The organism is Actinomadura opuntiae (assembly GCF_030283205.1).
Lineage (GTDB): Bacteria > Actinomycetota > Actinomycetes > Streptosporangiales > Streptosporangiaceae > Spirillospora.
Genome location: NZ_JASNWF010000010.1, coordinates 194,019 through 206,117 on the forward strand (window position 1 = coordinate 194,019; position 12,099 = coordinate 206,117).

Sequence of the window (12,099 nt, forward strand, 5' to 3'; positions counted from 1 at the left end):
GGTCAGTCCCTCTTCCGGGTCATCAGGTACACGACGACGGTGCAGGCGACGCCGAGCGGGATGAAGGCGAACTGGATCCAGTAGAAGGCCGGGAACCCGGCGAGCCGCGGCCCGTCGTCGTTGAACAGGAAGGTCAGCAGCGGGACGACGACGGGAACCACCAGCAGCCAGTTCCACGGGCTGCGGTCGGAGCGCGCGGCCGGCTCCGGCGGGTCTTGCGAGGCCAAGGGGATCCTCCTCGTGCGTGCGGCGCGCGGCCCGTCCGGATCGCGAGACGGGCCGTGCCCAGGGGTGAAGCCGGGAAAGGCTATCCAGCAGCGATAACAGCCCGATATCAGCCACGGCACGACTCAGCTGGACCGTTCCACCCACCCCGACCCCCAGCTCAGCCCCCAAACCGCCCCACCCCGCCGCCCAAGGTGAACCCCCGGAGCATGAACCTCAGCCACCGGTCCACGGGCAGGCACGCGGAGCGAGCGCAGCGAGCGGAGCGGGCCTGCCCGCCGGCCGACAGGCCGTTTCGCGCGGAGCGCCAGCGGAGCGCGAAACGGCCTGTCGGTCGCAACGGGGGTTCCAGGGGGTCGCCCCCTGGGTTAACACAGCCGGGGGTTCCAGGGGGTCGCCCCCCTGGGTAAGCACTGCTAGCATCCCTCTCATGCGAACCGCGACCCGCCGGTGGTGGTGGCGCCGCTGAGGCGGCGCCGGTTCGTGCATGTCCTGACCAGGCGACCGCCCTCACCGGCGGTCGTTTTTCGTTGTCCGCCGGATGCAGGGCCCGAAAACGAGGGGCCACCGCGGTGGAGACCGTCTCACAGCAGGCCGACGCACCCCAGGCCGGGGTCGGCGAGTTCGTCACGGCCGGGGGCGTGCGGGTGACCCGTACGGCCGTCCCGGTCGACTCCGAGCGCAAGTCCGACGTGCTCAACGCCCTCGTCGCCGCCGTGGGGGAGCGGCGCGGCGGCGTGCTCAGCTCCGGCATGGAGTATCCCGGCCGCTACAGCCGCTGGCACATGGCCTATGTGGACCCGTGCCTGGAGATCGTCGCGCGCGGGCGGAACGTGACCGTCCGGGCGCTGAACGGGCGGGGACGGGTCGTGCTGCCGGCGGTGGCGGGGGCGCTGCGTCCGGTCGGCGAGGTCCGCGCGGACGCGCCGGAGGTGTTCGAGGTCTTCGTCCCGCCGACGGAGGAGTTCTTCACCGAGGAGGAGCGCAGCCGCCAGCCGACCGTGTTCACGGCGCTGCGCGCGCTGGTCGAGCTGTTCCGGTGCGACGACCCGCATCTCGGGCTGTACGGGGCGTTCGGGTACGACCTGTCGCTGCAGTTCGAGCCGCTGCGGACGCGTCTGGAGCGGCCCGACGACCAGCGCGACCTCGTCCTGCATCTGGCCGACGAGATGGTCGTCGTGGACCGCAAGCGGGAGACCTCGCACCGCATGTCGTACGAGTTCGAGGTCGGCGGGGCGAGCACGGCCGGGCTGCCGCGGGCCACCGAGCCGACGCCCGTCCCCGTGCGGGGGGAGCTGCCACCGCAGCCGGTGCCCGGCGTGTACGCGCAGATGGTGCGGGACGCCAAGGAGCGGTTCGTTCGCGGCGACCTGTTCGAGGTGACGCCCGGCCATGCCATGTACGGGCGCTGCGACGCGCCCGCGGCGTTCTTCGAGCGGCTCCGCGAGACCAATCCCGCGCCGTTCGAGTTCATGTTCAACCTCGGCGACGGCGAGTACCTGGTCGGCGCGTCGCCGGAGATGTTCGTGCGGGTCGCCGGCGACCGGGTGGAGACCTGCCCGATCGCCGGGACGATCAAGCGCGGCGCGGACGCGCTGGAGGACGCCCGGCAGATCCGCGCGATCCTGTCGTCGGCGAAGGACGAGTCGGAGCTGACGATGTGCACCGACGTCGACCGCAACGACAAGTCGCGGATCTGCGTGCCGGGCAGCGTGCGGGTGCTCGGCCGCCGGCAGATCGAGCTGTACTCGCGGCTGATCCACACCGTCGACCACATCGAGGGCCGGCTGCGCCCGGGGTTCGACGCGCTGGACGCGTTCCTGACCCACATGTGGGCGGTCACGGTCACCGGTGCGCCCAAGGCGTGGGCGATGCAGTTCATCGAGGACCACGAGGACTCGCCGCGCCGCTGGTACGGCGGCGCCGTCGGCTGCGTCGGCTTCGACGGGTCGATGAACACCGGGCTGACGCTGCGCACCGCGCAGATCCGCGACGGGATCGCGACGGTGCGGGCCGGTGCGACGCTGCTGTACGACTCCGACCCCGACGAGGAGGAGCGCGAGACGCACCTGAAGGCGAGCGCGCTGCTCGGGGCGCTGGAGAGCTCGCAGCGGCAGGCCGCCGGGGCGCCGGCGGGGGAGCCGGCGGAGGCGCCGGACCTGCCGGGCGAGGGGCTGAAGGTGCTGCTCGTCGACCATGAGGACTCGTTCGTCAACACCCTCGCCGACTACTTCCGGCAGCAGGGCGCCGAGGTGGTCACGCTGCGGCACGGGTTCCCGGCGCGGATGCTGGACGAGCAGGGGCCGGACCTGGTGGTGCTGTCGCCCGGCCCGGGCCGTCCGGACGACTTCGCGACCCGGCGGCTGCTGGACGCGCTCGACGAGCGGGACCTGCCGGTGTTCGGGGTGTGCCTCGGGCTGCAGGCGATGGTCGAGCACGCGGGCGGGGAGCTGACGCTGCTGCCGGAGCCGTCGCACGGCAAGCCGGGCCGGGTGCGGGTGACCGGGGGAGCGCTGTTCGAGGGGCTCGCCGGTGAGTTCACCGCGGCCCGGTACCACTCGCTGCACGCCACCCCGGAGCGGGTGAAGGGCTTCGAGGTGACGGCGCTGACCGGGGACGTCGTCATGGCGATCGAGGACGCGGAGCGGCGGCGGTGGGCGGTGCAGTTCCATCCGGAGTCGATCCTGACCGCGGCGGGCGGTGCCGGGCACCGGATCGTGGCGAACGTGCTGCGGCTCTGCCGGGACCGGTGAGGCGCGGCGGCGGTGCTCGTTCGGGGTCAAATGTCAACCCGCCCGCGCAGGAGCCGGGTCTCGTCCTGAAGCACCATCGCGGACGTCCGGAAATGGTCCCGTGGTTCCTGGCCCGGCCGCGGCGGGCGCGGAAGACTCGGTGACCGGCCACCGTGCCGTCCGGCGCGCGTGATCGCCGTTATCCCGGCGGAGGGGGGATCCGTCCCCCCTCCGCCCGAAACACCGGTTCGGGCATGACCGAATCAAGAAGGTGGTTTTGCCGGGTTCATTCCGGGGATCCCCGACGCCATGATTGCACTTCTGTCCATCATCGCAGCCATCCTGGTGATCGCCGGCATCTACGTGATCCTCGCCCGGCGCGAGCTGATCTGGGGCATCGTCCTCATCGTCGTCGGGCTGCTCGTCGGCCCGGGCGGGGTCAGCATCTTCACCTGATCCGGAAGAACGATACGCCGGGGACGCGAAGGCTGACGCGGGCTGTCAGGTTTCCGCGCCAGCATCGTCCCCATGAACCGTGAACCGAAAGGCACCATCGCACTAGTCGCGGGCGGGACCCGCGGCGCCGGCCGGGGCATCGCCGCCGAGCTGGGCGCCGCGGGCGCCACCGTGTACGTGACGGGCCGCACCACCCGGGCGCACCGGTCGGAGGTCGGGCGTCCCGAGACCATCGAGGAGACCGCCGAGCTCGTGACGGCCGCGGGCGGCGAGGGCATCGCCGTCGCGGTCGACCATCTCGACCCGGCGCAGGTCTCCGCGCTCGTCCGCCGGATCGACGAGGAGCAGGGACGGCTGGACGTCCTGGTCAACGACGTCTGGGGCGCCGACCACCTGTTCGAGTTCGGCAGGCCGCTGTGGGAGCAGTCGCTGGACGACGGCCTGCGGATGCTGCGGCTGGCCATCGACACCCATGCCATCACCAGCCACCGCGCGCTGCCGCTGCTGATCCGCGAACCGGGCGGCCTCGTCGTCGAGATGACCGACGGGACCGCCGAGTACAACGCCCGCTACCGCGCGGACGTCGGGTTCTTCTACGACCTCGCCAAGAGCGCCGTCCTGCGGATGGCGCTGGCCCTGTCCGTGGAGATCGCGCCGCACGGCGCAACGGCCGTCGCGCTCACGCCCGGCTGGCTGCGGTCGGAGGCGATGCTGGAGCACTTCGGCGTCACCGAGGACACCTGGCGGGACGGCATCGCCAAGGAGCCGTCCTTCGGCATCTCCGAGTCGCCCGCGTTCGTCGGGCGGGCCGTCGCCGCGCTCGCCGCCGACCCCGACCGGGCCCGCTGGAACGGCGCGTCCCTGTCCAGCGGCGGCCTCGCCGAGGTATACGGCTTCACCGACACCGACGGCAGCCGTCCCGACTGCTGGCGCTACCTCACCGACGGCCGTCCCGCCGACCTCACCGGCTACCGGTAGCCCCGCGCCCGCCGCGCGCCCGCGCCGAGCGGGCGGCGGGTCAGACCAGGCCGTCGAGCTGGTCGGTCAGCCGGACGAGGGCGGGCAGCGCGTCCCGGATGGCGGTGCGGTCGGTCTCGTCCAGGCCCTCCAGCGCGGTGTTCAGCCGCCGCTCGTGCGCGCGGGCCCACGCGGCGAGCTGGTCGCGCCCGGCGTCGGTGAGGGTGACCGCGGACGCCCGCCGGTCGGCCGGGTCGACGGCCCGCGCCACCAGCCCCGCGCTGATCATCTGGCCGACCAGCCCGCTGACGGTGCTGGTGGCGAGGCGCTGCCGCGCGGCGAGGTCGCCGATCCGGACGGGGGAGCGCTCGGCGAGCACCTGCAGCAGCTCGACCTGCGCCATCGGCAGCGTCTCCCACGGGTACTCGGTGCGGATCGAGGCGCGCAGCGCCCGCCGCAGCCGGGTCACGGTCTCGGTGAGCAGGCGCGCGTCCGTCGCGCGCGCGGGCGTGCCGGGTTCGGGGCGCGGCTCCTGGGGCATGCGCGCAACTCTAGCCCGGCCCCGCCCGCCCGCCGCTCCGCCCGCTCGTCGCCGCCCAGGCCGCCGCCACCGTGGCCGCCGCCGCCGCGAGCAGCACGGCGATCGCCCAGTGCGTCCCGTCGAAACTCCCGCCGCCGGGCCCGAGGTGCAGGGCCAGCGTGACGAACGCGACTCCGAGCGCGGTCCCGAGGCCGCGGGCCATGTTGACCAGGCCGCCGCCGGTGCCCGACCATCGCGCCGGGACGGCCTTCATGATCAGTGCGTTGTTGGCGGGGGTGAACACGCCCAGCCCGAGCCCGAGGACGGCCGACTGCGCCGCGAGCCAGCCGGGGGACAGCGGCACGACGAGCAGCGCCGCGAGGGACGCCGCCGCGACCCCGGCGCCGAGCACGCCGCGGGCCCGGTCGCCCATGCCGCGCAGCAGCGGGTCGCCGCCGACCGCGCCGATCCCGAACCCGGCGGGCAGCGCGGTCAGCACCAGCCCGGCCAGCAGCTCCGACGAACCGCGGCCGGTCAGCACGATCGGCACCAGCACCAGCGGCCCGAACAGCACCAGGTACGCGCCGAGCGCCCCGGCGAGCCCGGCCGACACCGCGCGCACCCGCAGCAGGCCGAGGTCCAGCAGGGGAGAGGGCGCCCTGCGCTGCCGGGCCGCGAACGCCCAGCCGGCCGCGGCCGCCACCGCGAACAGCGCCGCGACGCCCCACGCCGGGATTGGCAGCCCGGACGCCGCCGAGACGCCGAGCAGGCCCGCGGTCGTCGCGACCGTGAGCAGCACCGCGCCGGCGCGGTCCAGCTCGCGGGCCTCGTTGCGCTCCCGCGTCCGCGGCAGCAGGTAGTGGCCCGCGACCAGCGCGACGACGCCGATCGGCACGTTGATGCCGAACACCCAGCGCCAGCCCAGCGTGGACACCAGCGCCCCGCCCACCGTCGGCCCGAGCGCCAGCCCGAGCGCCTGCGCGGCGGCCTGCACGCCCAGCGCGCCGCGCGCCCGGCCGGACGGCGCGCTGGTCACCACCAGCGCCACGCTGTTGGCCTGCATCATCGCCGCCCCGGCGGCCTGCACGACCCGGAACACGATCAGCGTCCACAGCGACGGCGCCAGCCCGCACGCCGCCGACGCGACCGCGAACACGCCGAAACCGTGCAGGTAGAGCAGCTTGCGGCCGCGCGCGTCGGAGAACCGGCCGACCGGGATCAGCAGCGCGACCAGCGTGAGCAGGTAGGCGAGCGACACCCATTCCACGGCGGCCAGGGAGGCGCCGAACTCCGTGCGCAGGCTGCCGTAGGTGAGGGTGACGATGCTGGCGTCGAGCTGCCCCATGAACGCGCCGAAGCAGACCGTGGCGACCGCCAGCCACCAGGCGCGGGGATGCTCGCGGACCCGGTCCGGCCGCGCCCGCTCCCGGACCAGCACGGCGGGCAGCCGCCCGGGGACCGGTCGTTCCGCCAGTTGATCGCTCACGTCACCTCCGGCCGCGGGCGCGTCTCGGCGCCGCGGCGCCTCTCGCCGTCGTCCGCCGCCTAACTTACATCGGTTACCGAAATATTCGGGGACCGTTCCATGTGCGCATGGTCACAGTGGGCGCGCGGCGCGAGGTGATCGAAACGGGAGCTCAGCCGGTGTAGAGGGCGGCGAGCCGGGCGGCGGCGTCCGCCATGCGCGCCCGCAGCTCAGGCGGGCCGAGGACCTCGACCTCCGGCCCCAGCCGCATCAGCTGGGACGCGGCGACCTGCAGCGATTCGACCCGCAGGGCAGCGGGACGCCAGCCCCGCTCGTCGGGCTCCCCGGCCGTCGCGGCGGCCTGCTCGGCCGCCACCGGCTCGACCGCGAAGCGCAGCAGCCGCAGGCCGTCCGGGCTGAGCCGCACGGTGATCTCCTCGCGCAGCATCGACCGGACGAACGCCGCCGCCTGCTCGTCCCAGTACCGGGCGAGGTCGAACGCCTCGTCCCGCTCGAACACCGCGCCCGCCGGATCCACCGCCGTGACCCGGTCCACCCGGTACGTGCGGAAACGCCCGCCGACCCGTCCCACGAGGTACCAGGTGCCGTTCTTCAGCACGAGCCCGTACGGGTCGACGGTCCGGGTGACCTCGCGGTCCTTGCGGTAGCGCAGCACGACGGTCTCGTCCCGCCACACCGCGCGCGCGAGGCCGCGCAGCAGCGGCGGGGTCGCGGCGTCGCCGAACCAGCCCGGAGCGTCCAGGTGGAAGCGCTGCCCGGCCCGCGCCGGCGCGTCGCGCAGCGTCGACGGCAGTGCCGCGAGCACCTTCAGCTCGGCCGCCGCGACGGCGTCGCCGAGCCCCATCTCCCCGGCCGGGCCGGGCAGCCCGGACAGGAACAGCGCCTCCGCCTCCTCCCGGCTGAGCCCGGTGAGCCGCGTCCGGTACCCGCCGACGAGGCGGTATCCGCCGTTGCGGCCCTGGTCGGCGTAGACGGGGACCCCGGCCGCCGACAGCGCCTCGACGTCCCGGTACACGGTCCGCTCCGAGACCTCCAGCTCCCGGGCCAGCTCGCCCGCCGTCATCGTCTCCCGCGACTGCAGGAGCAGGATCAGCGAGATCAACCGGGCCGCGCGCATGCTCCCATTCTCGCCCGGCCCGAACCCCTGTCGGCCGTTTCTGACAATCTTGTGGCAGGTTGGCCGGATTTCGCTGTTCCGGTCGGCCGGACGGCTGTTAGCTTCGCGGCGTGCTGACCGGAACATCCCCCATCGAGGCGTTCATCGACGCCCTTCCGAAGGCCGAGCTGCACGTCCACCTCGTGGGCTCGGCCTCCGTCCCCACGGTCCTGGAACTGGCCCGCCGCCACCCCGACGGCCCCGTCCCGCCGGACGAGCGCGGGCTGCGCGCCTTCTACGAGTTCCGCGACTTCCCGCACTTCGCCGAGGTGTACGAGGCGGTGTCGAGCCTGGTCCGGACCCCGGAGGACGTCGGGACCCTCGTGCTCGGCACCGCCCGCGACCTCGCCGCGCAGAACGTCCGGTACGTCGAGCTGACCGTCACCCCCTACACCCACCAGCGCGCCGGCATGCCGATGCCCGCGATCACCGAGGCCCTCGACCACGCCGTCCGGGAGGCGCGCGACCGGCACGGGATCCGCGTCGCCTACATCTTCGACGTCCCCGGCGAGTTCGGCGCCGACGGCGCGCGCGGCACCCTCGACCACGCGCTCGCCCACCCGCCCGAGGCGCTCGTCGGCTTCGGTCTCGGCGGCATCGAGCAGTGCCGCCCGCCGCACCGGGACGCGTTCCGCGACGCCTTCCGCGCCGCCCGCGCCGCCGGGCTGCGCAGCCTCCCGCACGCCGGCGAGATGACCGGCCCGGAGACGATCTGGGAGGCCCTCGACGGGCTCGGCGCGGAGCGGATCGGCCACGGCACCAGCTGCCTGGACGACCCGCGCCTCGTCGGCCGCCTCCGCGAGGCGCAGATCCCGCTGGAGGTGTGCCCCACGTCGAACCTGCGCACCGGCCAGGTCGCCTCGCTCGCCGGGCACCCCCTGCCGCGGATGCTGGAGGCGGGCCTGTTCGTCACGCTGAACAGCGACGATCCGCCCATGTTCGACACCACGCTCACCGGCGAGTACCGCGTCGCCGCCGACGTGTTCGGCCTCGGCCGCGCCGAACTCGCCGCGCTGGCCCGCAACGCCGTCACCGCCTCGTCCCTCGATGAGGCCGGACGGCGCGCGATCACGGCCGAGATCGACGCGCTCGCCGCCGGTTGATCCTCGCCGCCGGTTGACCTCGGCCCGGCTAGCCCCAGGCCATGCGGCGCCAGGGGCTGGCCGGATCGTCGACGAGGATGCGGTGGCCGGCGAGGGAACGGTCGTACCACTCACCGAACTCGCCCTCGTCGAACCGGAGCATCCGGCCGAGGACGTAACCGGCCGAGAACGACGTCCACGACGGGTACACGCGGTTCGCGTGATGGCCCGCCCGCAGGACGCACTTCTCGGCCTCCTCGGCATCGCAGTACCCGGCGTTCAGCCCCCAGCGGGCCATGTTCACCGCGCGGCCGAAGTCGTAGCCGTACACGCTCTCGACCAGGCCGTCCGGCGCCAGCAGCCCGTCCGCGCGGAACCGGGCCTCGTACCGCCGGATCAGCTCCGCCAGCGCGACGCACTGCTCGACTGTGCCGTCGGAGATGTCGCGCTCCCGGCACCAGGCGACGATCGCCGACCGCCAGGCGTGCGGATCGGTGCCCCGGCCGCGCTGGTCGAGGACCATCTGGATGGCCGGGTCGCTGTTCTCGGCGTTCAGCAGCCGTTCCATCTGCTCGCGCCAGCCCGCCGTGTCGGTGATGCCCCAGTCGCGTTCGAGCAGGACCCGGTCGTCGCGGGCGCCGTCCGGGGTGGCGAGGGAGTTCCAGGGGACGCCGTTGCCGACCGCCAGATGCGCGCCGACGCCGAGCGCCGCGGCGAGCCGTCCCCACGCGGCGCTGCCGGGATCGGTGATCAGGACGTCGTAGTCGCGGTCGGGGCGCCGCTCGGCCTCGGCGAGCAGCGCGGCGACCTGCCGGTGCCCGTCGCCGCCCGGCGGCATCTTCGCCAGCAGGTCGCGCAGCGGGCCCAGCGCTCCGCGCGGTCCCGCGTCCTTGACGATCAGCCGCGCCGCATGCACGCACGCGACGTCGGCGCGCTTGTGGTCCTGTACCGAGCGGAAGCCCGCCATCGCGCCCCACGCCCGGCGCGCCGCGTCGCCCGTCCTGCCGGCGGCGGCCAGCACGTGCGCCGCCTGCCCGTCCAGCACCGCGCGGACCTCCGGTCCGCCGGGCAGCGCGGCGGCCGCCCGCTCGGCGCCGTCCAGCACGCGGAGCGCCTCGTCCACCCGGCCCGCCGCGGCCAGCGCGCGGGCCTGCCGGGCCCGCACGCCGACGGCCGACGCCCGGTCGCCGCGCGCCTCGGCGTCCTGCGCCGCGGACGCGTACGCCCCCGCGGCCTCCTCCGAGCGGCCCTGCCGCTCGTACTTGCGGGCCCGGTCCAGCATGGCCTGAAACGTCATCGATCCCTCCGTAAGGCGCATACGGTATCGGGACGCCGGTCAGCCGGCCGCGCTGATCTCCACGCGGGTGTCGTGGAACACCGGGCCGCCGCCGAGGTCGGTGGCGCGCTCGTCCACGACCGCGTTGGCGTTCGACCCGCCGGCGAACCTCGGCCAGTGGCCCTTGGCCGTCGCCGCGACACCGGGCCTGACCTGGTCGGTCACCCGCAGGACGGCCTCGAAGGAGCCGCGGTCGTTGCCGACCCGCACCCGCTGCCCGTCCGCCAGGCCGCGGGACGCCGCGTCGTCGGGATGCACCCGTACCGTCAGCTCGCCCGCGCGTCGCCGCAGCTCCGGGTTGTTGCCGAACTGGGTGTTGAGGAACTCGTGCGACGCCGCCGAGATCAGCGCGAGGGGGTAGCGCTTCGCGCGCTCGGAATCGGCGACCTCGGCCGGCGGGACGTAGCCGGCGAGCGGGTCCGCCCCGGCGCCCGCGGCCCGCGCCGACCGGAACTCCAGCCGCCCCGACGGCGTCGGGAACCCGTCCGCGTACGGGACGAACGGCTCCGGCACCGCCAGCCGGACGAACCCCTCCTTGCGCAGCCGGTCCAGGGTGATTCCCGCCATCCACGGATGGTCCGAGGCCAGCAGTTGCTCCGCCAGCCGTTCGTCGGAGTCGTACACGGCCTGCTCGTCTATGCCCATTCTTCGCGCGAGCCGCCGGAACGTCTCCGACGTCGGCAGACACTCGCCCGGCGGCGTCACCGCCGGTTCGTTCCAGGTCAGGTACAGGTGCCCGTACCCCTCGTGCAGGTCGGCGTGCTCGTGCTGCGCCGTCGCGGGCAGCACGATGTCGGCGTAGTCCACGGTGTCGGTCGGGAACTGCTCCAGCACCACGGTGAACAGGTCCTCGCGCGCCAGGCCCCGCCGCACCTTGTTCTGGTGCGGGGTGCTGCCCGCCGGGTTCGCGGCGATGACGAACAGCGCCTTGACCGGCGGGTCCTGGACGTCCAGCAGCTCCTCGCCGAGCCTGCTCATCGACAGCTTCCGCACCGGGCCCGGGCGCAGGTCGTCGCGGTACAGCGCCGCCTTGTTCAGCTTGATGTGCCCGGACGTCGAGAACGCGAGGCCGCCGCCGCGCAGCCGCCAGTCGCCGGTGACCGCCGGGATCCCAGCCAGTACGCGGAGCGTCGCGCCGCCGCCGGAATGCCGCTGGATGCCCTGCGTCGCCCGGATGGCGGTGGGACGGGTGCGCGCGATCCGCTCGCCCAGCGCGACGATGTCCTCGGCCGGAACGCCGGTGATCTCCGCGGCCCGCTCCGGCGGGAACCCCGCGATCCGCTCCCGGAACTCCTCCCAACCCTGCGTGTGGTCGCGGAGGAACGCCTCGTCCTGCGCGCCGAGCCCCACGATCACGTTCAGCAGCCCCAGCGCGAGCGCCGCGTCGGTGCCGGGCAGCGGAGCCAGGTGCTCGTCGGCCTGCTGCGCCGTCCGCGTCCGCACCGGGTCGATCGCCACCAGGTGCGCCCCGGCCTTGCGCGCGTCCTGGACGAACTTCCACACGTGGTGGCCGCTGGTCAGCGGGTTCGTCCCCCACAGCAGGGCCAGCTTCGCGTGCGCCAGGTCCTCCGGGTCCATGCCGCCCGCGGACCCGATCGTCGCCTTCAACCCGGCCGCGCCGGCCGCCGAGCAGATGTCGACGGCGTGCGCCGACGCCCCCAGCACGTTGAAGAACCGCCGCCCGCCGTAGCCCTCGCAGCCCTGCAGGTAACCGAGCGTGCCCGTGCCCCAGTACGGCCAGACCGCCTCGCCGCCGTGCTCGTCGATGACGCCGCGCAGCCGTCCCGCGATCTCGTCCAGCGCCTCGTCCCAGGTGATCCGCTCGAACCGGCCCTCGCCCTTGGCGCCGACGCGCCGCATCGGGTACAGGATCCGGTCGGGTTGCTCCGCGCGCTCCAGCCACCGGTTGACCTTCGTGCACAGAGCCCCGCGCGTGTACGGGTGGTCGGGGTTCCCGCGCAGCCGGACGGCCTTCCCGTCCCGGACGGTCACCACCCATGAGCAGCCGTCGGGGCAGTCCAGCGGGCACGCACCCAGCACCTTCAGCTCGGCCGCCATCCGTCCTCCCCTTCGCGTCGATGGCCGGGTCTCCGAGGTAACCACATGACCATCACCACAATTCACCCATGACACCTGCTCAGGCGTGCGG

At 74.4% G+C, this 12,099-nt stretch carries 10 protein-coding genes; 4 read left to right on the forward strand and 6 right to left on the reverse strand.

Annotated features, from left to right (window positions below):
• Window positions 1–2: 2 nt before the first annotated feature.
• Window positions 3–227: a DUF3311 domain-containing protein gene (locus tag QP089_RS23020; RefSeq protein WP_285913826.1), complete on the reverse strand. Its 225-nt coding sequence runs from the start codon at window positions 225–227 to the stop codon at window positions 3–5.
• A gap of 570 nt (window positions 228–797) precedes the next feature.
• Here QP089_RS23020 and QP089_RS23025 point away from each other — a divergent pair.
• The 3 genes from QP089_RS23025 to QP089_RS23035 all read left to right on the forward strand — a co-directional run bounded on the left by QP089_RS23025 (window position 798) and on the right by QP089_RS23035 (window position 4,391).
• The gene (locus QP089_RS23025) at window positions 798–2,978 is read left to right on the forward strand and encodes an anthranilate synthase component I (RefSeq protein ID WP_285913827.1); all 2,181 of its coding nucleotides are present in this window, start codon (window positions 798–800) and stop codon (window positions 2,976–2,978) included.
• A gap of 288 nt (window positions 2,979–3,266) precedes the next feature.
• On the forward strand, window positions 3,267–3,413 hold the full coding sequence (locus tag QP089_RS23030; RefSeq protein ID WP_285913828.1) for a GPGG-motif small membrane protein: 147 nt from the start codon (window positions 3,267–3,269) through the stop codon (window positions 3,411–3,413).
• A 72-nt stretch (window positions 3,414–3,485) separates the two neighbouring features.
• Window positions 3,486–4,391: an SDR family oxidoreductase gene (locus QP089_RS23035; RefSeq protein ID WP_285913829.1), complete on the forward strand. Its 906-nt coding sequence runs from the start codon at window positions 3,486–3,488 to the stop codon at window positions 4,389–4,391.
• A 40-nt stretch (window positions 4,392–4,431) separates the two neighbouring features.
• Here QP089_RS23035 and QP089_RS23040 read toward each other — a convergent pair whose 3' ends face one another.
• The 3 genes from QP089_RS23040 to QP089_RS23050 form a co-directional block, all read right to left on the reverse strand.
• Window positions 4,432–4,911, reverse strand: a complete 480-nt coding sequence (locus QP089_RS23040; protein WP_285913830.1) for a MarR family winged helix-turn-helix transcriptional regulator — start codon at window positions 4,909–4,911, stop codon at window positions 4,432–4,434.
• Window positions 4,912–4,921: 10 nt separating this feature from the next.
• Complete coding sequence (locus QP089_RS23045; protein WP_285913831.1) at window positions 4,922–6,376, reverse strand: MFS transporter; 1,455 nt, start codon at window positions 6,374–6,376, stop codon at window positions 4,922–4,924.
• A 151-nt stretch (window positions 6,377–6,527) separates the two neighbouring features.
• Window positions 6,528–7,493: a helix-turn-helix transcriptional regulator gene (locus tag QP089_RS23050; RefSeq protein WP_285913832.1), complete on the reverse strand. Its 966-nt coding sequence runs from the start codon at window positions 7,491–7,493 to the stop codon at window positions 6,528–6,530.
• Between the two features lie 110 nt (window positions 7,494–7,603).
• Between QP089_RS23050 and add the strand changes: the two genes are divergently transcribed.
• Window positions 7,604–8,635, forward strand: coding sequence for an adenosine deaminase (gene add / locus QP089_RS23055; RefSeq protein ID WP_285913833.1), 1,032 nt, complete (start codon window positions 7,604–7,606; stop codon window positions 8,633–8,635).
• A 28-nt stretch (window positions 8,636–8,663) separates the two neighbouring features.
• Here the strand turns inward: add and QP089_RS23060 are convergent, their stop codons facing one another.
• Window positions 8,664–9,911 carry a DUF1266 domain-containing protein gene (locus QP089_RS23060; protein ID WP_285913834.1) on the reverse strand — a complete coding sequence of 416 codons (1,248 nt, stop codon included), beginning with the start codon at window positions 9,909–9,911 and terminating at the stop codon, window positions 8,664–8,666.
• 39 nt (window positions 9,912–9,950) lie between these two features.
• On the reverse strand, window positions 9,951–12,008 hold the full coding sequence (locus QP089_RS23065; protein ID WP_285913835.1) for a molybdopterin-containing oxidoreductase family protein: 2,058 nt from the start codon (window positions 12,006–12,008) through the stop codon (window positions 9,951–9,953).
• Window positions 12,009–12,099: the final 91 nt, after the last annotated feature.